Source organism: Xanthomonas euvesicatoria (assembly GCF_013112235.1).
Taxonomy (GTDB): domain Bacteria; phylum Pseudomonadota; class Gammaproteobacteria; order Xanthomonadales; family Xanthomonadaceae; genus Xanthomonas; species Xanthomonas euvesicatoria.
Genome location: NZ_JABFFS010000001.1, coordinates 4,519,549 through 4,542,563, shown reverse-complemented (window position 1 = coordinate 4,542,563; position 23,015 = coordinate 4,519,549). Strand labels below are relative to the sequence as shown.

20 protein-coding genes and 2 pseudogenes are annotated in these 23,015 nt (G+C 63.7%); 15 read left to right on the top strand and 7 right to left on the bottom strand.

Translation table 11 applies throughout. From position 1 onward, the window contains the following. Positions 1-25 precede the first annotated feature (25 nt). From nudE to gcvH, 8 genes and pseudogenes are all read left to right on the top strand, one after another. The gene (gene nudE, locus HLH45_RS19530) at positions 26-574 is read left to right on the top strand and encodes an ADP compounds hydrolase NudE (protein WP_003482427.1); all 549 of its coding nucleotides are present in this window, start codon (positions 26-28) and stop codon (positions 572-574) included. Continuing rightward, a complete protein-coding gene (gene cysQ / locus HLH45_RS19525) occupies positions 571-1,371 on the top strand; it encodes a 3'(2'),5'-bisphosphate nucleotidase CysQ (protein WP_008572065.1) in 801 nt (266 codons plus the stop codon). The genes nudE and cysQ overlap by 4 nt, the downstream gene beginning before the upstream one ends. A gap of 193 nt (positions 1,372-1,564) precedes the next feature. Further along, a complete protein-coding gene (gene mazG / locus HLH45_RS19520; RefSeq protein WP_008572066.1) occupies positions 1,565-2,569 on the top strand; it encodes a nucleoside triphosphate pyrophosphohydrolase in 1,005 nt (334 codons plus the stop codon). After that, the gene (locus HLH45_RS19515) at positions 2,566-2,901 is read left to right on the top strand and encodes a YnfA family protein (RefSeq protein ID WP_008572067.1); all 336 of its coding nucleotides are present in this window, start codon (positions 2,566-2,568) and stop codon (positions 2,899-2,901) included. Before mazG ends, HLH45_RS19515 begins: the two co-directional genes overlap by 4 nt. A gap of 124 nt (positions 2,902-3,025) precedes the next feature. Then, a pseudogene (locus HLH45_RS19510) lies at positions 3,026-3,343 on the top strand (SPFH domain-containing protein); the annotation flags it as partial. A 6-nt stretch (positions 3,344-3,349) separates the two neighbouring features. Beyond that, positions 3,350-3,783, top strand: a pseudogene (locus tag HLH45_RS19505) (NfeD family protein). A gap of 171 nt (positions 3,784-3,954) precedes the next feature. Continuing rightward, positions 3,955-5,064, top strand: coding sequence for a glycine cleavage system aminomethyltransferase GcvT (gene gcvT, locus HLH45_RS19500; RefSeq protein WP_008572070.1), 1,110 nt, complete (start codon positions 3,955-3,957; stop codon positions 5,062-5,064). A gap of 147 nt (positions 5,065-5,211) precedes the next feature. Beyond that, complete coding sequence (gcvH, locus tag HLH45_RS19495; RefSeq protein WP_003482419.1) at positions 5,212-5,607, top strand: glycine cleavage system protein GcvH; 396 nt, start codon at positions 5,212-5,214, stop codon at positions 5,605-5,607. Here the strand turns inward: gcvH and HLH45_RS19490 are convergent. Beyond that, positions 5,601-5,810: a hypothetical protein gene (locus HLH45_RS19490; protein WP_126952652.1), complete on the bottom strand. Its 210-nt coding sequence runs from the start codon at positions 5,808-5,810 to the stop codon at positions 5,601-5,603. The two genes, gcvH and HLH45_RS19490, sit on opposite strands and share 7 nt — an antisense overlap. Before the next feature lie 806 nt (positions 5,811-6,616). Here HLH45_RS19490 and HLH45_RS19485 point away from each other — a divergent pair. Beyond that, positions 6,617-7,084: a hypothetical protein gene (locus HLH45_RS19485; RefSeq protein WP_008572071.1), complete on the top strand. Its 468-nt coding sequence runs from the start codon at positions 6,617-6,619 to the stop codon at positions 7,082-7,084. 622 nt (positions 7,085-7,706) lie between these two features. Here the strand turns inward: HLH45_RS19485 and HLH45_RS19480 are convergent. Then, a complete protein-coding gene (locus HLH45_RS19480; RefSeq protein ID WP_014090748.1) occupies positions 7,707-9,050 on the bottom strand; it encodes a serine hydrolase domain-containing protein in 1,344 nt (447 codons plus the stop codon). 369 nt (positions 9,051-9,419) lie between these two features. Here HLH45_RS19480 and HLH45_RS19475 point away from each other — a divergent pair, with 369 nt between their 5' ends. Further along, entirely contained in the window at positions 9,420-10,781 is a 1,362-nt protein-coding gene (locus HLH45_RS19475; protein WP_011348210.1) for an NTP/NDP exchange transporter, read from the top strand. A gap of 179 nt (positions 10,782-10,960) precedes the next feature. Next, positions 10,961-11,314, top strand: coding sequence for a DUF1304 domain-containing protein (locus tag HLH45_RS19470; RefSeq protein WP_008572074.1), 354 nt, complete (start codon positions 10,961-10,963; stop codon positions 11,312-11,314). A gap of 290 nt (positions 11,315-11,604) precedes the next feature. Here HLH45_RS19470 and HLH45_RS19465 read toward each other — a convergent pair whose 3' ends face one another. Together HLH45_RS19465 and HLH45_RS19460 are read right to left on the bottom strand one after the other, a co-directional pair. Further along, positions 11,605-14,079, bottom strand: coding sequence for an acyl-CoA dehydrogenase (locus tag HLH45_RS19465; protein WP_008572075.1), 2,475 nt, complete (start codon positions 14,077-14,079; stop codon positions 11,605-11,607). Further along, entirely contained in the window at positions 14,076-14,999 is a 924-nt protein-coding gene (locus HLH45_RS19460; protein ID WP_011348208.1) for an alpha/beta fold hydrolase, read from the bottom strand. Before HLH45_RS19460 ends, HLH45_RS19465 begins: the two co-directional genes overlap by 4 nt. Positions 15,000-15,135: 136 nt before the next feature. On the opposite strand from HLH45_RS19460, the gene HLH45_RS19455 reads away from it, so the two are divergent. Further along, positions 15,136-15,744 carry a TetR/AcrR family transcriptional regulator gene (locus HLH45_RS19455; RefSeq protein WP_003482399.1) on the top strand — a complete coding sequence of 203 codons (609 nt, stop codon included), beginning with the start codon at positions 15,136-15,138 and terminating at the stop codon, positions 15,742-15,744. A gap of 121 nt (positions 15,745-15,865) precedes the next feature. Here HLH45_RS19455 and HLH45_RS19450 read toward each other — a convergent pair whose 3' ends face one another. From HLH45_RS19450 to hslO, 3 genes are all read right to left on the bottom strand, one after another. After that, entirely contained in the window at positions 15,866-18,637 is a 2,772-nt protein-coding gene (locus tag HLH45_RS19450; protein ID WP_014090744.1) for a TonB-dependent receptor, read from the bottom strand. A 242-nt stretch (positions 18,638-18,879) separates the two neighbouring features. Next, the gene (locus HLH45_RS19445) at positions 18,880-19,713 is read right to left on the bottom strand and encodes an XOO1806 family protein (protein WP_008572079.1); all 834 of its coding nucleotides are present in this window, start codon (positions 19,711-19,713) and stop codon (positions 18,880-18,882) included. Positions 19,714-19,866: 153 nt separating this feature from the next. Further along, positions 19,867-20,757: an Hsp33 family molecular chaperone HslO gene (hslO, locus tag HLH45_RS19440; protein WP_008572080.1), complete on the bottom strand. Its 891-nt coding sequence runs from the start codon at positions 20,755-20,757 to the stop codon at positions 19,867-19,869. 74 nt (positions 20,758-20,831) lie between these two features. On the opposite strand from hslO, the gene mtgA reads away from it, so the two are divergent. The 3 genes from mtgA to HLH45_RS19425 are packed head-to-tail and all read left to right on the top strand — an operon-like array spanning position 20,832 to position 23,009. Further along, entirely contained in the window at positions 20,832-21,578 is a 747-nt protein-coding gene (gene mtgA, locus HLH45_RS19435; protein ID WP_008572081.1) for a monofunctional biosynthetic peptidoglycan transglycosylase, read from the top strand. Further along, positions 21,575-22,621 (top strand): glycosyltransferase family 2 protein, encoded by a 1,047-nt coding sequence (locus tag HLH45_RS19430; RefSeq protein ID WP_008572082.1) that lies wholly within the window; start codon positions 21,575-21,577, stop codon positions 22,619-22,621. Before mtgA ends, HLH45_RS19430 begins: the two co-directional genes overlap by 4 nt. Further along, entirely contained in the window at positions 22,581-23,009 is a 429-nt protein-coding gene (locus tag HLH45_RS19425) for a CBS domain-containing protein (protein ID WP_014090742.1), read from the top strand. The genes HLH45_RS19430 and HLH45_RS19425 overlap by 41 nt, the downstream gene beginning before the upstream one ends. The last annotated feature ends 6 nt before the right edge of the window (positions 23,010-23,015 follow it).

Here is a 23,015-nt window from a genome sequence, read left to right as displayed (position 1 = left end):
CCCGCTTTGCGGCTGCGTGCGACGCATGAGCTCGCGTCTGCCGATCATCCACAAGATCACCGATCTGGGCGACGGGCCGTTCCGTCGGCAGCAGCTGGATCTGGAATTTTCCAACGGGCAGCGCCGCATCTACGAACGCCAACTCAGCCAGGGCCACGGCGCCGTGGTGGTGGTGCCGATGCTCGATGCGCAAACCGTACTGCTGGTGCGCGAATATGCCGCCGGCGTGCATCGCTATGAGCTCGGTCTGGTCAAGGGCCGCATCGACGCCGGCGAAACACCCGAGCAGGCCGCCGACCGCGAGCTCAAGGAAGAAGCCGGCTATGGCGCACGCCAGGTACAGGTGCTGCGCGCAATGACGCTTGCTCCTACTTATATGAGTCACCAATCCTGGTTGGTGCTGGCACGCGACCTCTACCCCGAGCGCCTGGTGGGCGACGAGCCGGAAGAGATGGACGTGGTGCCGTGGCCGATCGCACGTCTGGACGAATTGATGCTGCGCGAAGATTTCTCCGAAGGCCGCTCGCTGGCCGCCTTGTTCATTGCGCGCGAGTGGCTGGAGCGCAATCCATGATCCGCATCCCGATGGAGCTGCGCGAAACCGTGATCGCCATCGCGCGCGATGCCGGCGCGGCAATCATGGAGGTCTACGCCCAGGACTTTTCGGTGGAGATCAAGGACGACGCCAGCCCGCTGACCCAGGCCGACCTGGCAGCCAACCGCGTCATCGTCGAAGGCCTGCGCCGTGTCACCCCGGACGTGCCGGTGCTGTCGGAAGAGTCTGCGCATGTGGCCTGGGAACAACGCCAGTACTGGACCAGTTACTGGTTGGTCGATCCGCTCGATGGCACCCGCGAATTCGTCAAGCGCAATGGCGAGTTCAGCGTCAACATCGCACTCATCCATATGGGCGCACCGGTGCTCGGGGTGGTGCAGGCGCCGGTCGACGGGCGGGTCTGGTATGCCGCGCGTGGCGAGAATGCCTTCCGCCGCGATGGCGACCGCGACGAAATGCTGCACACGCGCACCCCGGCCGCCACGCCATTGCGGGTGGCGGCCAGCCGTTCGCATCGCGACGCGCGTACTGCCGCCGCACTGGAGCGGATGGGCGAGATCGACGTGGTCGCGCAAGGGTCGTCGTTGAAGTTCTGCCGCATCGCCGAAGGCGATCTGGACGTGTATCCCCGCTTCGGTCCCACCTCCGAGTGGGACACCGCCGCCGGCCAGTGCGTGCTGCATGCGGCCGGTGGCGTGTTGCTGGCCGGCGCCAGCGGCAAACCGTTCCGCTACAACCGCCGCGACACCTTGCTCAACGGCGACTTCATCGCACTGGGCGACCCCAATCTGCCCTGGCGCGATTGGCTGGCCTGAGCGGCATGCGTGCCGTCTTGGCGACGGCATGGCTGTGCAAGGCCCTGACGCACTGAAAGGTACACTCCGGTATCCCCGCACGCGCTTGCGTGCCGCGCGCCGTTGCGGTGGTGTGCAACGGCCGCGTACGTCGCTTGCCTCGCGTGGGACATGCGCTGGCGGCGCACTCACTCAGAGGTTCCAGGAATACACGATGTCTCAGACCCCTTCCACCGGCGATATCCAGCAGCTGTTGCACTTGATGGCGCGTCTGCGCGATCGCGAACACGGCTGTCCCTGGGATGTACAGCAGACCTTCGCCAGCATCGCGCCGTACACCATCGAAGAAGCCTACGAGGTGGCCGATGCGATCGATCGCAACGACCTGGCTGGCCTGCGCGACGAGTTGGGCGACCTGTTGCTGCAGGTGGTCTTCCATTCGCAAATGGCGGCCGAGCAGGGAGCGTTCGGCTTCGCCGACGTGGTCGCCACGCTCAGCGACAAGCTCATACGTCGCCACCCGCATGTGTTCGCCGCGCAACCGGCGGCCGATGCGCAGGCGGTGAGCGCCAACTGGGAGCAGATCAAGCGCGAAGAGCGTCGTGCCGCTGGCAACCAGGACGACTCCGCACTTGCCGGCATCGCGCGCGGGCTGCCGGAATGGCAGCGCTCCACCAAACTGCAGTCGCGCGCGGCGCGCGTGGGTTTCGATTGGCCCGGCCCGGTGCCGGTGTTGGAAAAACTGCAGGAAGAAATCGAAGAGTTGCGCGTGGAATTCGCACGCGGCCCGGTGGCCGACAATCAGGCCCGGCTGGAAGACGAATTGGGCGATGTGTTGTTTGTCTGCGCCAATCTGGCGCGCCATGCCAAGGTGGATGTCGGCGCCGCGTTGCGGCACGCCAACCTGAAATTCGAACGTCGCTTTCGTGCGATGGAAGCGCGGGCGCGTGCTGCCGGCACGTCGTTGAACGCGTTGTCGCTGGGCGAACAGGAAGCGTTATGGCAACAGGTCAAACGCGAGGAGCGCAGCGGCGATGTGCCGGCCATCGACGGTTCCGCGGGCGACGCATCGGCCTTGCACGCCCCGCTGTCCCACGCACCGCCTGTAGACAGCGCTGCCGGCAGTCACCCGTCCGTTGGCGGTGAGGCTTCCCGCAGCGCACCGGGATATCAAACCGGCCCTGATGGCACCGCCTCCGATACGCCCCGGCCGGCATGACGATCGCGCCGACCACGCTACTGCTGTTTGCCGCGACGGCGCTCGCCGAGTTGGTCGGTTGCTACCTGCCTTATCTCTGGCTGCGCAAAGGGGGCAGCGTGTGGCTGCTGCTGCCCACTGCGCTGAGCCTTGCCGTCTTCGTCTGGCTGTTGAGCTTGCATCCGGAAGCGAGCGGTCGCGTGTACGCGGCCTATGGCGGGGTCTACATCGCCAGCGCGTTGCTGTGGTTGTGGTGGGTGGACGGCGTGACGCCGACGCGCTGGGATCTGCTCGGCGCTGCCTGTTGCCTGCTCGGCATGGCGGTGATCATGTTCTCGCCGCGTAGCGCCTGAGCGCGTTTGCATGTGCGCGCACACGCTGATTGCCTTGCGACAGCGGCCGGGTGCAGCGGCTGCGCCCGGGCCTGCCCCGCACGTGGCCGGCGTTGGTCGCCGGGAGCGCTGAGCCATACTCACGGAAGCCGCCTTCCGCGACGCAGAAGCGCGCGAACGTCTGGCCGAAGCCGAAGCACGCACGACGCAGATGGTGTCCGACGCCATCGCCATCGCCATCGCCATCGGCAGCGTGCAGGCGATCAACTATTTCGTCGCACAGAAGTATGTGGAAGCGTCCACGGCGCTGGCCACCGCGCTCAACCGGAAATTTGTGCTGATGCCGATGGAATCCAGCGGCATCATCGGTTCGATCGCCGGCGTTGCCGAGCTGGCCAAGGAGGCGGCCGGCAAGCCCGACGCGCCCGTGCGCGTACCGCCGATGCCGCCGCGCGCGGGAGCCTGTGCCATGCGCTGGGACGTGGCGGTCTGGGCAATGCTGGCGCTGCTGCTGATTGCGGCCGAGACGCTGGTGCCGGGTGCCTTCCTGCTGTGGATGGGGATCGCTGCCGCAGCGGTGTGCGTATTGGTGCTGGTGTTGCCGAACATCGCGTTGCTGTGGCAGATCGTGGCATTCGTGCTGCTCAGCATCGTCTCAGTGCAGGTGTATCGCGCCTGGTTCCGCGGCAATGGCCGCCAGAGTGATCGCCGCTGCACAATCGGCGTGCCGAGCAGTTGATCGGCCGCTGCGTGCTGCTCGATCAGGCCATCCACGATGGTCGCGGCCGCGCCAAGGTCGATGATGCGTTCTGGGTGGTGGCCGGCCCGAATCTGCCGGCCGGCACGCCGGTGCGCATCGTCGGCGTCGATGGCATCACCTTGCTGGTGCAGCCGGCCGGTTGAGGTACGCGGGCAGGGCAGGGCATTGCGGTGCCGACCTCGGCATTGTTGCAGCGCGGCGTAGCGTCGCGCTGCGTTCGCGCCCCGCAGGCGGCGCAACCACACGGCGGTATGCCGTTCCCCCAAGCGTGACAGGACGGCGATAATGGCCGTCTTTCCTTTGGAACGGCGCACATGACCCAGAAGACCATCCTCAACGACACCCATCGTGCGCTTGGCGCCAAGATGGTCGACTTCGGCGGCTGGGACATGCCGATCCACTACGGCTCGCAACTGGACGAGCACCACCAGGTGCGCCGCGACGCCGGCATGTTCGACGTCAGCCACATGACGGTGGTCGACCTGCACGGTGCGCGCGTGCGCGAGTTTCTGCGCTACCTGCTCGCCAACTCGGTGGACAAGCTCAAGGTCTCCGGCAAGGCGCTGTACACCTGCATGCTCAATCCGCAGGGCGGGGTGATCGACGACCTCATCGTCTACTACATGACGGAAGACTTCTTCCGTCTGGTGGTCAACGCCGCCACCCGCGAAAAGGACCTGCAGTGGATCGGCGAGCAGGCCGCACGCTTCGACGTGCGGGTGGAAGAGCGCAGCGACTTCGCCATGATTGCCGTGCAAGGTCCCAGCGCGCGTACCAAGGTCATCGATCTGCTCGACCCGGCCGACACCGCAGCGGCGAGCAAGCTCGGCCGTTTCGCCGCGCTGCAGACGCGTTCGCGCGACGGCATTGATTTGTTCCTTGCGCGCACCGGCTACACCGGCGAAGACGGTTTCGAGATCGTGTTGCCGCAAGAGGCTGCCGTCGCATTCTGGAATGCGTTGCTCGCGCAGGGCGTCAAACCCGCAGGCCTGGGTGCACGCGATACCCTGCGTCTGGAAGCGGGCATGAATCTCTATGGGCAGGACATGGACGATGGCGTTACCCCTTACGAGGCCGGGCTGGCCTGGACGATCGCCCTGGACGAAGGACGCGACTTCATCGGTCGCAGCGTGCTCGAATATCAAAAGGCGCAGGGCGCACCGCGTCAGCTGATCGGTGTGGTGATGGACGAGAAGGGCGTGTTGCGGCATGGCCAGACCGTGCTCACCGCCAGTGGCGAAGGCGAGATCCTGTCCGGCACGTTCTCGCCCACGCTGGGCAAGGCGATCGCCTTCGCGCGCGTGCCGGCCGGCAGCATCGAGCAGCTGCGGGTGGACATCCGCGGCAAGCAGGTGCCGCTGCGCGCAGTGAAGTTTCCGTTCGTGCGCGATGGCCAGGCACAGCCCGGCGTGCTCGGCGACTGACTCGTGTAGCGCCGCGTATTGCGCGCGGCGCTGCGCCCGGGTCCGTATCCATATCGCCATCGCCCCATCGCCGTGCGTGCACCTGTCTTGTCGCGCGGTCTAAACTAGCCACCTGTCCCCAACCATCATCTTTCCCGGAGCACACCCATGAGCGAGATCCCTGGCGACCTCAAGTTCCTCAAATCCCACGAGTGGGCCCGCGTCGAAAGCAACGGTCGCGTGACCGTCGGCATTTCCGACCACGCGCAGGGCTTGCTGGGTGACCTGGTTTACGTCGAACTGCCGGGCGTCGGCGACACCGTACAGGTCGGCAACGGCGCTGCGGTAGTGGAATCGGTCAAGGCCGCCTCCGACGTCTACAGCCCGGTCAGCGGCACCGTTGTCGAGGTCAACAGCGCGTTGAGCGACAAGCCGGAAACCATCAACGAAGACGCCTATGGCGAAGGCTGGATCTTCGTCGTCGAGATCGACGACAAGGAACAGCTCAACGACCTGCTGGACCCGGACGACTATGCCGAGCTGCTCGAAGACGACGATCACTGATCAGGTGTCGTTGCAGCCGGTATCCGATGGCCGCTCATGGAGCGGCCATTTTTTTTGAGCGCGCCTGCGTCGGTGATGCGTGCCTTGGTGCAGCGATGCGGCGCGAGCCGGCGCGCAATCGCAGAGAGGGAGGCGTCGTTCGGTCGACCGCCGACCGCGACGCCGTCGGTGGCATGTCGATGCGGTGGCTCGGCACGATCCAACGTGCATCCACTGCTGGCCCACCTGCACTGCGCCGGATTTCTGACGTGAGTCGTTCGTGAGGGTTTGGCGTGTGCCCGGTGAAAAAATTCTGCGCCATGGCGCCTGTCTCGATCATCGGTTGGTGCACGCGATGGATGCGGTCGTCGGTGCGCGCGGGTGCGTGCATGACGCTCTAGGCGCTCAATAAGTTTGCGCATTTCTGCTCATGCGACGCCGGAAGTGCAGCCGTTGGATAAAAAATTTTCAGCTGGCGGACAGGCGGCAAGCAATGCCATCGCATCGGCTTGACCGCCGTGCCGTCCAAGCGCCCAGGCAGGCACGCAAACGCGCGACACAAAAAAAACAGCGGAAAAGAAGCGCTTTTTTGAAAACGCTGTTGGGCGAGCGCGCTTCTCGCTTGGACGAGTATGTGCAGACGCGGGGTGATTGGCTGGCGTGGACATGGCACGCAGCGATGGTGGGCAAAAAAAAAATTGCAAAAGAGTGTTGACAGTAAAAAAAAGCGTGATTAGGTTTCGCCCAGCAGACATTGCTGCGGAAGAGAGTGAGCAGAATCGACATCGCGCCGACAAGCTTGTTCCGGATGTCCACCGAAGCGCTAATCACGGTGGAGTCGGGTCCGCTTCTCTCCAAGAAAGCAGTTGTCGTTCCGACTACGCACCCGTGTCGCCGTTCGATGCGGGTGTTTCTGTATCCGTTCCGTCGCGCATCATCTGCGGACGGTTCCCGACGACGGCATGCCGTCGCGGGGTTTGGTTCAACTGGGCGTTTCACCTCCATAGTTCACTGACGAGGAGCCAATTACATGGCCACTGCAAAAGCTGCGAAAAAGAAACCCACTGCCAAAAAGGCAGTGAAGAAGACTGCCGCCAAGAAGGCAGTCAAGAAGGTCGCCAAAAAGGCAACCGCCAAGAAGGCAGTGAAGAAGACTGCTGCCAAGAAGGCCGTCAAGAAGACTGCAAAGAAGGCAACCGCCAAGAAGGCAGTCAAGAAGACTGCGAAGAAGGCAACCAAGAAGACTGCCGCCAAGAAGGCAGTGAAGAAGACTGCAAAGAAGGCGACCAAGAAGACGGCCGCCAAGAAGACCGCCAAGAAGGCCGTCAAGAAGACCGCCAAAAAGGCAGTCGCGAAGAAGGCGACCAAGAAGTCCGCCACCAAGAAGAGCGCTGCCAAGAAGCCCGCCGTGAAGAAGGTCGCCAAGAAGAAGCCGGCCGTTCGCAAGAAGAAGGCCGCTCCGGTCGCGCTGCCCGCAACCCCGGCACCGCTGATCTGATCTTGTAATACCCGATCGCCGTAAACATCGAGCTCTCTCCCCGACGCCCAGCGGGGAGGGAGCTTTTTTATGTGCCTGGCACTGGCGTGGTCGGTGCCAGGCTGCGCGTTGCCAGTCTGCAAACGGTGTAGCTGTTGCGGCCGAGCAACGTCGCTGATTCAAGTTCGCGGCATCGAGGCGCCAGACGCGCATGCCGGTCGGCAGTGCAGACGTCGCCGCGCGATCATTCTGGCTCTGCCGGCCAACCTGGACAGTTGTCGGTCCTTCGCGCGAGGGCACGACAGCACGCCGCCGCTGCCTGACTTGATGGTGGGCCGGCAATGCAGCAGGTCGCAGAGCAAGATCATGCGGCGGACCAAGCCAGGAGATTCCAGAGCCAACCGTTCGGGCTCGCCACGTCGGCACGCCGAACAGATCGGCTCAGTCTCAGCGTTGGTGGCAATGGGCGTTACGCCAGCCAAAGAATTCGGGCATAGCGTGCAATCACGGCCTTGCTCTTGCGCGCCCGGCAGGCATGCCATCGGCGAGCCGCCCAACGCGCATTGGAAACACAGAAACAGCAAAGGCGGCCGAAGCCGCCTTTGCCTACGTCACCGACACGAGGTCAGTGCACGACGTCCACTCAGCGCGGCGAAGCCACCGACTTGCCGGAAGACGCGCCCTTGCCAGCCGGGTCGGGCTTTTCTGCCAGCATGTTTTCGCTGCCGAAGTCGCCATCCACATCGATGTCCAGCCAGCGCTTGGCCGGCAGGCCAAGCGCGCGGTCCAGGATGGTCGGCAGCATGCCCGAGGGCAGGCCGCTTTCGCCGTTCCACAGGATCGCAACACCCAGGTCGCGCTCCGGCAGCAGTGCGACCAAGCCGCGATAACCCTGCACCGCGCCGGCATGGAACACCACTTGATGGCCGGCGTAGTCGAACACGCGCCAGCCCAGCGCATAGCTGGCCGCATCCACGCGCTCGTGGCGCCAGCCCGAACGCATTTCGCCCGGCGTGGAGATCAGCGGCGCGTGCAGCGTCGCCAGCAGCGGTGCAGGCAGCACGTCGGTGCGATGGCCGGTGTGCGCGAGCAGCCACTGCGCCATGTCGCTGGCGCTGGCGTTGACGCCCGCAGCGGGCGCCAGGCGGTAGTAGGTGGGCTTGGGCGTCAGCGACACCCAACCATTGCGGCTACGCACGTGCGGACGTGCCCAGTGCGGGCTGGCCTGGATACCGGCCAGACCCATGCTGGCGTCGTTCATGCCCAGCGGCTTGAAGATGCGGCGCTCCACCGATTGCTCGTAGAAGCTGCCCGATGCGGCGAACACGACATCGCCAACCAGGCTGAAGGCGACGTTTTGATACGCGTAGCAATCGCCCGGTGCGCAACGCAGCGGCGCAGCAGCCAGCTTATGGCTGAGCGAGTAGTAATCGACGTTGGATTCGATATCGCGGTCGTAGGCGTTGCGGGTCAGGCCGACGCGATGGCTGAGCACTTCGGCCACGGTGAGTTGACGGGTGGCGGCGTTGTCGCTGAGCTGGAAGCCCGGCACATAGTCGACCACCTTGCTGTCCCAGCGCAGCACGCCATCGTTGACCAGCAGGCCGGCCATGGTGCCGGCGAAGGCTTTGGACAGCGAAGCCAGGCGAAACACCGTGTGGCCATCGACCGGCTGCGGATGATTGACATCGGTGACGCCATAGCCGCGCGCGCTGAGCACCTTGCCGCCCTGCACGATGGCCATCGCCATGCCGGGCACCCGGTTGCCGTAGGTCAGCTGGTCCGCCATCGATTCGAATGCCGCCACATCGAAACCGGCAGCAGGTGCCAACACTTGGTTGGCCGGCAGCGAGGTGCGATAGGGCAGCGGTGCGGTGGGCGACTGCGCCACGGTGGCCGCCTGCAATGCAGTAGCGGTGAGCGCGGGTGTCTGCGCGGTGGAAGAGAGGGCCAGGGGCAACAACGCCCCGAACAGCCCGATAGCCAACGGTCGGAACCGTCGGCGCGTGCGCATTTCTGTCATGGTTGTCCCGCCTGTTCCGCTGCCTCCGGCGATTCTAGCGCCGCGCTTTGCAATAGCACAAACTGCCGGAAGATGAATGGGCATCGCATTGATCCTATTGATGATTTTAGATTCAGAATTCGAGTAGTCCGGTGCCGCCGAAGCGTTGCCACGCGCTGGTGCGATACAAGAAGCAAGCAGCGTGCCGGCGCGGAGGGCACCCGGGCCGCAGGCTCCTGCGACTGGTCGCTGGTGGCGCTGCCTCGCATCGGCTAACTTGCGCGCTTCTTTCACAGGTGCTGCCGTTGCCATGTTTTTTCTGTCGGGCCCGCCTGTGCGAGCGGCCGTTACCCCATGACCAGCCCCTCTGCGCCGCGATCTGCGGCTGGCCGTTTGAGCGCGGCACTGCGTAGCTCGCCACCATTGGCGTGGTCGTTTCTTTACTTTTTCTGTCTGCTCAGCGGTTACTACGTGTTGCGCCCGGTGCGCGAAGCGATGGGCGCCTCGGCCGACGTAGAGGCGCTCTTTCCCACTGGCATGATCGCGTTCTTCGCCGCGCACGGTGTGCCCTTGAAGGACTTCACGCTGCAGGTGCTGTTTACCTGCACCTTCCTGATCATGGTGCTGCTGCAACCGGTCTACGGCGCTTTGGTCAGCCGCTATCCGCGGCGGGTGTTCCTGCCGGGGGTGTATGGCTTCTTCATCGCCACCCTGCTGCTGTTCTACGTGCTGTTCGACACCGGCGTGCCGGGCCGTGGCATGGCGTTCTTTTTGTGGGTGACCGTCTTCAACCTGTTTGCGGTGGCGGTGTTCTGGAGTTTCATGGCCGATGTCTTCAGCAATGCCCAAGCGCGCAGCTACTACGGCTATATCGGCGCGGCAGGCACGCTGGGTGCGTTTCTGGGCCCGGTCCTGACGCGCGTACTGGTCGAACGTATCGGCATCGCACATCTGATGTTGGTGTCGGCCGGGTTCCTGGCGGTATGCGTGCTCTGCGTGCTGCGCTTGCGGCTGTGGGCCGTTGCGCGCGAACAGGAGGGCCAGCTGAGCTCCGGCGAAGTGCCCATGGGCGGCGATGTGCTCGGCGGCCTCAAGCTGATCGTGCGTGAACCGCTGTTGCGCTGGCTGGCCTTCATGGTGTTGTTCGGCGTGGGCGTGGGGACCTTGCTCTACAACGAACAGGCGGCGCTGGTGCGGCGGCTTTACACCGATGCAGCGGCGGCCACCGCCTATTACTCCAGCATCGACCTGGCGATCAATGCGCTCGCGCTGGTGCTGCAGCTGCTGGTGACGCGCGCGTTGCTGTCGCGCTTTGGTATCGCGCCGGCGTTGTTGATCCCGGGTGTGGCCATCATGCTGGGCTATGCGGCGTTGGCGGCGTCGCCGTTGCCACTAATGATTGCGATCGTGCAGGTGATTACCCGCTCCAGCGAATTCGCACTGGCCAAGCCCGCGCGCGAAACGCTGTACACACGGGTAAATCGCGAGTGGCGCTACAAGGCCGGCGCCGCGATCGATACGGTGGTTTATCGCGGTGGCGATCTCACCTTCGTTTGGGTGCACAAGCTGGTCTCTGCGTTCGGCTCCAGCGCGGTGTTCGGCGTCGGCCTGGTCGTGGCGACCGGCATGACGGTCGGTGCGTTCGGCCTGTTGCGGCAAGCGCGCAAGCTACCCGCCGAGCGCGACGTGGAGACGGACAAGCGCGTTTCCGACTAAGCACCGCGACAGCACATGCGCAGATGCAGCTTGGCGCTCGGCATCGACCAGGCAGGGGGCCTGCGTCTCACACTGGCAGCGCCAGAAGCGCAGGCGCCAGCCCGGTAGTGCAGGTGTGCCGAACAGAACGACCGCAATCGCGGCTATGCTGGCGGCACCATTTTCCGAGGCGGTCTGTCATGTCCCTGTTCGCCATCATTGCCGGCCTGTGCATCGCACTGCTGCACGTCTACATCCTGGTATTGGAAATGGTGCTGTGGACGCACCCGCTGGGTTTGAAGACCTTCCGCAATAGCTTTGAGAAGGCGCAGGCCACCCGCGTGCTCGCGGCCAACCAGGGGCTTTACAACGGCTTCCTGGCCGCTGGCCTGTTCTGGGGCGCACTGGCCGCCCGCGCCGACGTGCTGAGCTTCTTCCTGGTCTGCGTGGTCGTGGCAGGTTGCTACGGCGCCTATAGCGTCAACCGCCGTATCTTCTTCGTGCAGGCGCTGCCGGCGTTGATCGCCTTGGCGCTGGTGTGGCTGCCGTTCTGATCCGGTTGCGGCAGTTGTCCGCTGCACGCAGGAGTGGGGCACTGCTGCGATGAGCTCTTCGTAGCCTCAGCGCCTGACTGCCTCAAGTGCACGACTTGCGCGCGCGTTCGGCCCCTGACACCCGCTCATTTGATGGCCGCCAACTGCGTGGCGTCGCTCACACATGCGTGCTGTCGAAAACTGCAGCTGATCAGGTCTGCAGGCAGCATGCCGGAGACAACACCCATCTCCACAAACAACAACGGCGGGCCGAAGCCCGCCGTCGTCCATTCTCGCCCAAGCTTGACGCCTTACGCGGCTTCGCGCGGCTGTTGCGCCTGCGGCTTGTCGTAGAAGCTGGCCGCACGCAACTCATGCGGATCGAAGTCGTCCACGGTGATGGTGTCCATCATGATCTCGCGCAGCTCTTCCAGCAGCTTGCGCTCTTCCAAGCTGATCACGCCTTCGGCCACGGCTTCGTCCAGCTGCGCCGGGAAATCCAGCGCTTCGATGCCCTTGGTCTTGAGCGCCTTCAGGAACTTGCGCTCCACCGGCTCGGCCATCACCGCCTTGGTCAGGTAGCTGGCGATACGACCGCCCGGATTGTTGGCGCACGGCGTCAGGAACACGCCCTTGGCCAGACGGTCACGCGCCTCGTTGGGCGTCATCAACAGCGAAGCAACGCGATGGCCGAGGCGATCGCCAGGCGCTTCGGCGCGACGGCCGAGCGGGAAGATCAACACCCACATCAACCAGCCCACCGGGCGGATCGGGAAGTTGCGTAGCGCCGCCGACAGCGCGGTTTCGATCTTGTGCACGCTGTCGTGGAAAGCCCAGGCCAGCAGCGGCTGGTCGCTCGCCGGCGCGCCTTCGTCGTGATAACGCTTGAGGATCGCGCTGGTCATGTAGATATGGCTCAGCACATCGCCCAGGCGACCGGACAGCGACTCCTTGAACTTCAACTTGCCGCCCAGCATCAGCATCGACACGTCTGCCATCAAGGCCAGATTGGCCGAATAGCGATCCAGCTTGCGGAAGAACCGACGGGTATACGCATCGCCCGGCGCCGCACCGATGCGCGCACCGGTCAGACCGAACCAGAACGAGCGCACGGCGTTGGAAATACCGAAGCGGATATGACCGAACAGGCTCTGGTCGAACTGCTCCAGGCCACGACGGGTATCGGGATCCTGTGCGGCCTGCATCTCCTTCAACACCCACGGATGGCACAGGATGGCGCCCTGGCCGAAGATCAGCAGGCTGCGGGTCATGATGTTGGCGCCTTCCACGGTCACGCCGATCGGCGCGGCCTGCCAGGCGCGGCCTGCAAAGTTGCGCGGCCCCAGGATGATGCCCTTGCCGCCGATCACGTCCATCATGTCGCTGACCACTTCGCGGCCCATGGTGGTGCAGTGGTACTTGGCGATCGCCGACGGCACCGACGGCACGTCGCCGCGATCCACCGCCGCGGCCGTGGCCTGCGACAGCGCACTGATCGCATAGGCCTTGCCGCCGATCCGGGCCAGCGCTTCTTCCACGCCCTCGAAACGACCCACCGACAACCCGAACTGCTTGCGGATACGCGCATACGCACCGGTGACCACCGCCGCGGCCTTGCTGCCGCCACTGGCGGTGGAGGGCAGGGTGATCGAGCGACCGACAGCCAGACACTCGTTGAGCATGTTCCAGCCCTTGCCCACCATCTCCACGCCACCGATCAGCTGGCTCAGCGGGATGAACACTTCTTCGCCATGGATCGGGCCGTTCTGGAACGGCGAATTCAGCGGGAAGTGGCGACGGCCGATTTCCACGCCCGGGGTTTCGCGCGGCAGCAGCGCCAGGGTGATGCCGATGTCCTTCTTGTCGCCGATCAGGCCATCCGGATCGTAGGCGCGGAACGCCAGGCCGATCAGCGAGGCGACCGGTGCCAGGGTGATATAGCGCTTGTCGAAGGTCAGCTTGACGCCCAGCACATTGGCGCCATTCCACTCGCCCTTGCAGACGATGCCGTAGTCCGGAATCGAGGTGGCATCGGAGCCGGCGAACGGACCGGTCAGGCCGAAGCACGGCACTTCCGCACCGACCGCCAACCGCGGCAGGTAATAGTCCTTCTGTTCCGGCGTGCCGTAGTGCAGCAGCAGCTCACCGGGGCCGAGCGAGTTGGGCACGCCCACGGTGGAGCTGACCACGCTGGAGATCGAGGACAGCTTCTGGATCACCTTGTGGTGCGCCAGCGCGCTGAAACCCAGGCCGCCGTACTGCTTGGGAATGATCATGCCGAAGAACTTGTTCTTCTTGATGAAATCCCACAGCTCCGGCGGCAGGTCGGCGTGGACGTGGGTGATTTCCCAGTCGTTGATCATCTTGCACAACTCTTCCACCGGGCCATCCAGGAAGGCCTGCTCTTCGGCGGTGAGTTGCGGCTTGGGATAGTTCAGCAGCTTCTGCCAATCCGGGTCACCGGTGAACAGCTCGCCTTCGAAACCGACCGAGCCGGTCTCCAGGGCAATGCGCTCGGTCTGCGACAGCGGCGGCAGCACCTTGCGGAAGAAGCCCATCAGCGGCGTGGTCAGCAGCGGCTTGCGCAGGAACGGCAGCAGCACCGGTGCGGACACCAGCACCACCAGCGCGGCGGCCACGAGGGTGGCGGTGAGATTGGCACCCAGCAGCCAGCACGCCACCAGCACACAGGCGCTGATCGCAACCCACGTGGCAAGGCGCATCCGGTGATAGGCAGCGATACCCGCCGCCAGGATGACGAGGAGGAACGGTGCAATGATGCTCATGGTCTTGCTCCAGTGACATGCTCGGTAGTGTTGGACGCTGCGATGGTGCAAGCCGCCGGCAGTGCGTCCAGATAATGCAACACGGTGGCGGTAAACGTGGTGTTGTCGTCGCCTGCCAGCATGTGCGTGGCATCGGGCAGATGCACGTGCTGCGCATGCGGCGCGATGGAGAGGAATTCGGCAATGTTGGCTGGCGTCACAAGATCGCTGCGTCCGCCGCTGATGAGCAGCATCGGGCAACGCACCTGTGCTGCCGCCTCCAGCAATGCATGCTGCTGGAGCTGGGCGTCCTGACCGGCGAGCTCGTCGACCAGGCGCGGATCCCAGTGCCAATGCCAACGCCCGTCGGCACGCTGCCGCAGCAATGCCTGCAGTTGGCCGGGCGTTTTGCGCGGCCGATGCGGCAGGTAGACGGCAATCGCATCGGCGGCCGCATCCAGCGATGCAAAGCCGTCCGGATGCGCGGTCATGAAGCGCAGGATGCGCTCCACACCCGTGGTGTCCCAGCGTGGCGTGATGTCGACCAGCACGATGGCACGAAACAGGCCGGGCCAGCGCGCTTCGGCCAGTAGCCCGAACAAGCCCCCCATCGACGCAGCAACCAGCACCGGTGGCTCGGGCTGCTCGCCGGCCAGCACGATCAGATCGTCGGTGAACTGCGTTGCCGAGTAGGGGTGATCCGCCGCATTGGCGCTGGAATCGCCATGCCCGCGCGCGTCGTACGACAGGGTGCGGTAGCCCCTGTCAGCCAGCGTCGCGGCAGTGGCTTCCCAGGCATGTCGGGTCTGTCCAAAGCCATGTGCGAACAGTACCGACGGCGCGTGTTCGGCACCCCGCATCGACACCGCGAGCACTGCGTCGCCAGCGTTGACGCTGGACAGGGACGCAGTGGAGGCGAGGCTAGCGGGTGAGATGACCATACTTAATGGTATGGATGCACGATGGCGACTGTCAATACTCAATCGTATGGACGGTTAAGCCACTGAATCATGGCGCTGATATGTCAATTTCGTGATGCATACTGCAACTGACACAAGCGTATGGTTAAATCGCGGCATGAACGACACCATCGACTCCAGCCTCACCACGCCCCGCGCCAGCTCCGGTCGCGGCAATCGCCTCAGCGCGGACGATTGGGCACAGGCCGCGCTCGACCTGATCGCCGAACAAGGGGTGGGCGCGGTTGCAGTCGAGCCGCTGGCGCGCCGGCTCGGCGTCACCAAAGGCAGCTTCTACTGGCACTTCCCCTCGCGCGACGCTCTGCTGCAGGCGGCCCTTGAGCGCTGGGAAATCTTCGAGCAAAAAGAAGTGTTCGGCAGCCTGGAAGACGTGCCCGACCCCAGCGCTCGCCTGCGCGCGTTGTTTCAGCTGGTTGCCCACGAAGTCAAACCGCACGTCATCTATAGCGAACTGCTCAAGGCACTCGACCACCCGGCCGTGCGCCCGGTCATCGACCGCGTTTCGCAACGTCGCCTCGATTACCTGATCGCCTCGTTCCGCCAAGCCGGCCTGACCCGCACCGACGCCCAGCACCGCGCTCGCCTGGCCTACGCCGCCTATGTCGGCTTCCTGCAACTCTCGCTGCAATTGCAACAGCCCAAGCCGGCCCGGGAAGATTTCGAAGCCTACGTCGAGCATGTGATCCAGACGTTGATTCCGGGGTGAGCTAAAAGAGTCGGGTACTGAGCCCTATATCTCGGTAGCGCTCAGACATAAATAGCGTTGAAGCTCAGACACGATTACGGCCCCATTTGGGGCCGTAATCAATTGCACAACTGTTTAACGATCAGAAGCGCTGACGGTACTGCATGTACATGTAACGGCCAGGCAAATCGTACTGCGGATCGAAACGGTTGGCCGAGGTGCTGTATGCAACCGGCGGATCCTTGTCGAATGCATTGTTCAAGCCAACAGACACCGTCGCATTCCAGGGAGTGTTATAGCGAACCTGGATGTCGTGGTACGTCGTCGCGCCGATGTGATTGCGCGGCGATGCCCCGTCAGCCGTCACGCGGTTCGGGTCAGAGCAGTAAGCCTGCGCCAATGCGGCCGACAACGGGCAAGCTTCGGCCATGCCAGACTTGTAGCGCAGACCCCAGTTGATACCGAAATCGCCAAGCGACCAGTCGACATACAGGTTGGAGCGGATGCGCCAGTACGGGTCCTGGTTCAAGTAACGCCCCTGAAACTGCTCCGGTTCCGAATCGGCAGTTGCCTTGGTTTCCCAGCTGGAGAGGTATGTGGAATCCCAGCTGATGGTGAACTGGCCGAACGCCGTTTCCGGCAGACGGTAGTTGATAGCCAGGTCCCAACCCTCCACCTTGTACGACGCCAGGTTCAGCAGCGGCATATTGATGTTAGTGACGGTGTAAGCGCCATCGGAATAGTTCGGGTCGCGTGTAACCAGGGCGCAGTACTCAGCCTGCTCGCCCGCGCTTCCGCCGTAGCACTTGTCCAGGATGAACTGAGCTTCCGGGCGTGTGATCGCATTTTCGATCTCGATCTGCCACCAATCCAGGCTGACATTCAGGCCTTGCGCAAAACTTGGGCTAAACACCATACCCAGTGTACGGCTGGTCGACGTTTCAGGCTGCAACTGAGCGTTCGATGTCCAGGTAAAAGGCTCAAGTGTCTGCTTGGCGCCGTTGCCTGCACCCGGCTGCACGAAGTTCGCGGGCACACCTGCGGCTGCACAGTTTCGCGCTACAACAGAGTTGCTCAGCTGGCCGGATTGGCTCGAGCAGGGATCCGCATACGTTTCGAACGAATCGGTATTGCCTGCGAACAGATTATTGATGCTCGGAGCGCGGAAGCCTTCGCTGTAGTTGCCGCGAATCATCAAATCCTGGATCGGCTTCCAACGGAAGCCGAACTTGTTGTTTACGGTATTGCCGAAATTGCTGTAGTCCGAGTAACGGGTTGCCAAGCTGAAGTCCAGCAATTGAGCGCCGGGCAGATCGGCCAAGACCGGTACTGACAGTTCCAGGAAGAACTCATTCAGGTTGTACGAGCCTGCGGTCGGGCGTGCGCCGTTGCCGGTGCTTAAACCTGCTGCAATGAATGCATCGGGATCGAACTGACCAGTTTCCTTACGGTATTCATAGCCGGCAGCAAAGGCCAGCGGGCCAGCTGGCAGGTCGACGATATCGCCACTGAGGTTCGCGGTGTAGCCCTTGGACTCAACCGAGGACGAATCATGTGCAGTGAAGCTGGTGTAATCCAGCGCCGCTTGGCTGATGGAGCCGCGCGGTCCTAGTGGATTGACCGGGACGCAACCTGGGATCACATCGCCACCAGGAGCAGAAACGCAAACCGGCACGCCGCCGCGCAGTTCCGAAGGGCCATAAGCGTTATTGAGGTTAGCGAGATTGAACAAGCCGTAGGTCAGAACGTTTTCATCGGACTTGTCGTAGCGGTAGCCAACATCCCAATCGAAGTTGCGTCCAGCAAATTCAAAGAAGCCTTCCAGGCCGCCATAGAAGTGCCAATTTTTTACGTTCTGATTGAACGAGCGGCCACCGGTCTCAATGAAGCGACGGTTGACGCTGGTCAGGTCTTGGCCAAACGGGTTGTAAAGGCTATCTGCGCTGAGCGTCAAGCCGGTGACCGGCATTGCGGCCAGCAACTGCTCGGACTTGCGCTCGTTGTACATTGCCTCGGTGCGGAACGTCACGTTGTCAGTGAAGTTGAAGCTACCTTGGGTAAAGAGCGAGGTACGTTCCTGCGGAGTCAGCAGGTAGTTGTCCGGTGCCGTGTTGTAGCCATGGACATTGGCGACGTACGGCGTTTCGACGCCGTTGATAAGGATGCGGCGCGAGCCATTGCGAATGTACGAACCCGGGAAACCCGTGCCGCTCTGGCCGCTGAAGAACGGAGGGCCGCCCGCAGAGATCTGGCGATCACCAGCCATTACGGAATCTTCTTTCACGTAAGAAGCGCCGACCATCAACGTTGCACGGTCAGTGGTGGTGCCGATTGTGAAATCGTAAGCCTGACGCTGGCCGTCGCCCTGACTGTATTGCCCAACATTAACACCGGCTTCGGCGCCGTCGAAGTTCTTGCGGGTAATGATATTGACTACACCGGCAATGGCATCCGAACCGTAAATCGTCGACGCGCCATCCTTCAGGATGTCGATGCGCTCGACCATTGCGGTCGGGATGGTGTTGAGGTCCACGCTGCCGTCCAGGCCGGTCGTCCAACGACGACCATTCACCAGCACCAGAGTGCGGGCACTGCCCAGGTTACGCAGTGCAATGCCGGAGCTGCCGTCGCCGCCGTTATTGAATGTGCGATTCAAAGCCGCGCCATTGGCCGCGACGCGTTGCAGCACATCTGCCACGGAGGTGACGCCCTGCTTATCGATGTCCTGGCGAGTCAGCGTCAGAACGGGCTGCGACGTTTCCACGTCCGCGCTCTTAATGCGCGAACCCGTCACTTCGATCTTGTCGAGGTTGGTGGTGCCGGCTTCCTGGGCGATGGCGGTGCCGGTACCGCCCACACCCACGACGAGCGCGAGGACAACTGCATCGCGCAGCTTGTTGGACTTGCAATTCATTAGCTCTCTCTCCAAGTGATCTTGGGTACTGCCAAGGGTTGTTTGCCTGCCGGGGGTTCCGAAAAAAGCGGATCCAAAACGTCAGGGTGAACCGATGGTATATGCGTTGCGAGAGAAATTAAAGTCCCGTTAACGAAAAAGAAGAAGGTTGTGAAAGTGGCAGCCGGGCGCGTGATCCGCAACGAAAAACGCCACCGGCTGCGGGCCGATGGCGTTATGAGAATTGCTATGGAATCAGTGGGTTACAGGTCCTGCTCGTATCTGACGTACGGAACCGTACCGTCGCTGTTGTTCTCGTTACTCGGTGCGAACGGGTTCTTGCCGCGGGAAATGACGTTCTCGGCGCCAACGGTGAGTTGGCCGCTCCAGGGGGTGCGCCAAGTCAGGCCCAGGCCCAGGCCTTCCCACTTTTCGGGCTGGCCCGGGACATCGACGACGCGACCAATGACATTTGCGCTAAAGGCACCGTAGCCGCCGCCAACGCTCAAGGTCTTGCTGTCCCACTGGTCGGCAATGGCCGGGGACACATCGGCCAGCGGGACCAGGCGTGCGCGAGCATATGTGCCGCCGATCGAAACAAAGCCTTCGCGGCCGATGTTCTTCTGCCCGAAGACGGTTAGGTCGTTTTGCTCGACACGCGTCAACGGGGCCTTGCCTGCACCGATCAGCCAGGCGGGCAGGGTGTCGCGGCCAGTGCCGGCAGTGACGCCCACCCGGCCAGTGCCGCGATTGAAGCCCAGCGTGCCGGACACGCGGCGCGAGGCAGCCGCGCTGTCTTCTTCGTCATCGCCGATGCCTGCGAGCAGGCAATGGCTGGCAAGACCGCTGATGTTGGTGCCGCGGCTGCTGTTGCAGAGCAGGCCAAGCGAGTCGCCGGAGCTCAGGCCAAACGCCGCATCGAGCGAGTTGCGGCCGAAATGCCAGCGTGCACCGGCTTTCTGCTCGCCGGTCGGCTCCAGGTACAGAAACGCTTCCACCTTGCCGCTGCCCTTGTTCCACACCGGCAGGATCGTGCTTTCGCGCAACTGTTGCGCCGACTGCGCATGCACGCCTGTGGCCGCCGCGAGGGCAACCATCAAAGCTAGCGGGAGGCGCAGGAGGTATCGCATACCAGAGGTCAGACCCAGGGGCAGTTGTTAAGTTCCCGAGAGCGGGCAAGTAGGATGCTAGGGTGTTTATGATTATTTAACAAGTGGTCGCGTGCCCCCGGAACGCAACCGTCATCCTATCTATTGCAGCCTTTCCGGCGCTTCCTGCGAGGGCTGCGCCTCGTTGAAAAGTACGTCCAGCGCGGTCAACGGAAAGTGATACTCACGACCGCAGAATTCGCAGCGCACCTCGACTTCGCCAGTGGCCTCGGCGGCCGCACGCGCCTCCTCTTCGCCCAGCGATTGCAGCATCGAGGCAACCCGCTCGCGCGAACAGGAGCAGCCGAAGCTGAGTGGCTTGCTGCCGAGCAACTGCGGCGCTTCTTCGTGGAACAGGCGATGCAGCAGGTCCTGGCCGGCGACCGAGAGCAGCTCCGGTGCGCCCAGGGTGTCGAACAGGGCCCCGATGCGGGTCCAGCCATCGTTATCGCCTTCATCGCCGGGGAGCTTCTGCAGCAGCAGGCCGGCGGCCTGATCCGGGCCAGCGGCCAGCAGCAAGCGCGTCGGCAACTGTTCGGACTGCTGGAAATAGGTTTCGAAGGCTTCGGCCAGATCCGGTGCCTGCATGCCGACCAGACTCTGGTAGCGCTGCGGCTCGCGCGGGTCCAGGCCGGGGTTCTCGATGGTGATCGCCAGCAGCGCGGCCTCGCCCAGTTCGCGCAGGTCGGTCGGCGCATCCGCACCCTCGGCCAGCTGCACGATGCCGCGCAAGGTGCCGGCGGCGGTGCATTCGGCAAACAGGGTGCGCAAGGTGTCGTTGCCACGCAGTTGCACCGACAGGCGCCCGTCGACCTTGGTGTGGCCGGTGAACAGTGCAGCGGCCACCGCAGCTTCGCCGAGCAGCTGGCGCGCGGCGGGCGGGTAGGCGGCGGCACCCTGGATGTCGTGCCAGGCCTTGGTCAGGCGCACATGGACGCCGCGCACGCCGGCGGCGGGCAGCAGGAAACGGGAAAGCTGATCGTGATCGGTCATGGAAACATCGGGCGTAAGGGACGCGGGTTGCCGGATAATGCGGCAGGCATCGGGATTGAAGGTCGTAACGAACAATGGGGACGGATGCATGGGATGGCAAGCAGGCGGCGCCACCGCGGCGCGCGCGGCGCTGGTTGCGCTGGCTGATGGCGGCACCGCTGCTGTTCGCAGCGGCGAGCGTGCTGCAGGTGCTGATCTTGCGGGTGGTCGATCCGCCGATCAGCAGCATGATGGTGGGGCGTTACCTGGAAGCCTGGGGCGAGGGCGACTGGCGTTTTTCGCTGCATCAGCAGTGGCGTGATTACGACAAGATCGCCGCAAGCCTGCCGATTTCGGTGGTGGCTGCGGAGGATCAGCAGTTTCCGATGCACCACGGTTTTGATTTGCAGGCGATCGAGAAGGCGCGCGATCACAATGCCCGCGGTGGACGCGTGCGCGGCGCCAGCACCATCAGTCAGCAGGTCGCCAAGAATGTGTTCCTGTGGCAGGGCCGCAGCTGGGTGCGCAAGGGTCTGGAAGCCTGGTACACGGTGTTGATCGAGCTGTTCTGGCCGAAGCAACGCATCCTGGAGATGTATCTCAACGTGGCCGAGTTCGGCGACGGGGTGTATGGCGCGCAGGCGGCTGCACAGCAGTTCTGGAGCAAGGATGCGGCAGGCTTGTCGCCAAGCGAATCGGCACGCCTGGCAGCGGTGTTGCCATCGCCACGGCGCTATGACGCGCGTCGTCCGGGTGCATTCGTGCAGCGGCGTGCGACGTGGATCCAGCGGCAGGCGCGCCAGTTGGGCGGCCCTGCCTATCTGCAGGGGCCATCACGGTGAGCACGATCGAGACTGCGCAACTGCCGCCGGCACCCGAACGCCTGACGGTGCTCATCGCGGCCTTCAATGAAGAAACCAGCATTCCGCTGCTGCATCCGCGCCTGTGCGCGGTGTTGGCGCAGCTGCCCGGACTTCAGACGCACGTGCTGTATGTCGACGACGGCAGCACCGATGGCACCTGGGAGGTGTTGCATGCGCTGACCGAAGCGGATGCGCAGGTGAGTGCGGTGCGGTTGTCGCGCAATTTCGGCAAGGAAGTGGCAATTTCTGCCGGACTGGACCACGTGCTCCCGGGTGCGGTGGTGTTGCTCGATGCCGATGGCCAGGATCCGCCGGAGCTGATCCCGGAATTCGTTGCGCTATGGCGTGGCGGCTACGACAACATCTTCGGTACGCGGGTCATTCGCGAGGGCGAGAGTTGGCTCAAGCGTAGCGCCGCGCACGCGTTTTATCGGGTGATCCGGCGCTTGTCGCGTACCCCGATTCCTGCCGATACCGGCGATTTCCGCTTGCTGTCGCCGCGTGTCGTGCAAGCCTTGCAGCAGCTGCGCGAGCGCCACCGTTTCATGAAGGGGCTCTTCGGCTGGGTCGGGTTTCGCCAAGTAGCGCTGCCGTATCGGCGTGAGCCGCGTCTGTCTGGGCACAGCAAGTTCACGGTATGGCGGCTGTGGAATTTCGCGCTCGATGGCATTACCAGTTTTTCCACGGTGCCGCTGCGCGCGGCAACATATCTGGGCCTGCTGACCGCGGTGCTGGCGTTCCTGTTCGGCGCGTGGGTCGTCATCAAGGCTGCGCTGATGGGCGACCCAGTGGCCGGGTGGCCGACGCTGATGTCGGTGATCCTGTTTCTGGGGGGCGTTCAGCTGATTGCCCTGGGCCTGATTGGCGAATACCTGGGCCGCCTGTACGACGAGGCCAAGCAGCGCCCGCTGTATCTGGTCGATACCCACCGCGGCGCGGTGGGAGTAGTCTGCGATCACCAGACCAAGCGCGGAGCGGGCCATGCAGACCGTACGACAGCTGTTGGGGACCAAGCAGGTTGAGGTATTTGCGGTTGCCGCCGATGCCGCGGTGATCGAGGCGATTCGCCTGATGGCCGAGAAGGCCATCGGCGCGGTCCTGGTGATGGAAGGGACGCGCTTGGTCGGTATCGTTTCCGAGCGCGATTACGCACGCAAGGTGGTACTGCGCGATCGCGCGTCTTCCACGACCAGCGTCGCCGAGATCATGAGCGCCGAGGTGGTGACAGTGACGCCGTCGGACACGGTGGAGCGCTGCATGCAACTCATGACCGACGGACGCTTTCGCCATCTGCCGGTGGTCGAAAACGGCCGCGTGCAAGGCGTGATTTCGATCGGCGACCTGGTCAAGGCGGTGATCGAAGCGCAGCGGCAGGATATCGACCAGCTGCAGCGTTACATCGCCAGCTGACGCTGC

Bases quoted from the DNA above. Each gene is read 5' to 3' on its own strand.
- nudE (WP_003482427.1), top strand. From the start codon at position 26: ATGAGCTCGCGTCTGCCGATCATCCACAAGATCACCGATCTGGGCGAC.
- cysQ (WP_008572065.1), top strand. From the start codon at position 571: ATGATCCGCATCCCGATGGAGCTGCGCGAAACCGTGATCGCCATCGCG.
- mazG (WP_008572066.1), top strand. From the start codon at position 1,565: ATGTCTCAGACCCCTTCCACCGGCGATATCCAGCAGCTGTTGCACTTG.
- HLH45_RS19515 (WP_008572067.1), top strand. From the start codon at position 2,566: ATGACGATCGCGCCGACCACGCTACTGCTGTTTGCCGCGACGGCGCTC.
- gcvT (WP_008572070.1), top strand. From the start codon at position 3,955: ATGACCCAGAAGACCATCCTCAACGACACCCATCGTGCGCTTGGCGCC.
- gcvH (WP_003482419.1), top strand. From the start codon at position 5,212: ATGAGCGAGATCCCTGGCGACCTCAAGTTCCTCAAATCCCACGAGTGG.
- HLH45_RS19485 (WP_008572071.1), top strand. From the start codon at position 6,617: ATGGCCACTGCAAAAGCTGCGAAAAAGAAACCCACTGCCAAAAAGGCA.
- HLH45_RS19475 (WP_011348210.1), top strand. From the start codon at position 9,420: ATGACCAGCCCCTCTGCGCCGCGATCTGCGGCTGGCCGTTTGAGCGCG.
- HLH45_RS19470 (WP_008572074.1), top strand. From the start codon at position 10,961: ATGTCCCTGTTCGCCATCATTGCCGGCCTGTGCATCGCACTGCTGCAC.
- HLH45_RS19465 (WP_008572075.1), bottom strand. From the start codon at position 14,079: ATGAGCATCATTGCACCGTTCCTCCTCGTCATCCTGGCGGCGGGTATC.
- HLH45_RS19460 (WP_011348208.1), bottom strand. From the start codon at position 14,999: ATGGTCATCTCACCCGCTAGCCTCGCCTCCACTGCGTCCCTGTCCAGC.
- HLH45_RS19455 (WP_003482399.1), top strand. From the start codon at position 15,136: ATGAACGACACCATCGACTCCAGCCTCACCACGCCCCGCGCCAGCTCC.
- HLH45_RS19450 (WP_014090744.1), bottom strand. From the start codon at position 18,637: ATGAATTGCAAGTCCAACAAGCTGCGCGATGCAGTTGTCCTCGCGCTC.
- HLH45_RS19445 (WP_008572079.1), bottom strand. From the start codon at position 19,713: ATGGTTGCCCTCGCGGCGGCCACAGGCGTGCATGCGCAGTCGGCGCAA.
- hslO (WP_008572080.1), bottom strand. From the start codon at position 20,757: ATGACCGATCACGATCAGCTTTCCCGTTTCCTGCTGCCCGCCGCCGGC.
- mtgA (WP_008572081.1), top strand. From the start codon at position 20,832: ATGGGGACGGATGCATGGGATGGCAAGCAGGCGGCGCCACCGCGGCGC.
- HLH45_RS19425 (WP_014090742.1), top strand. From the start codon at position 22,581: ATGCAGACCGTACGACAGCTGTTGGGGACCAAGCAGGTTGAGGTATTT.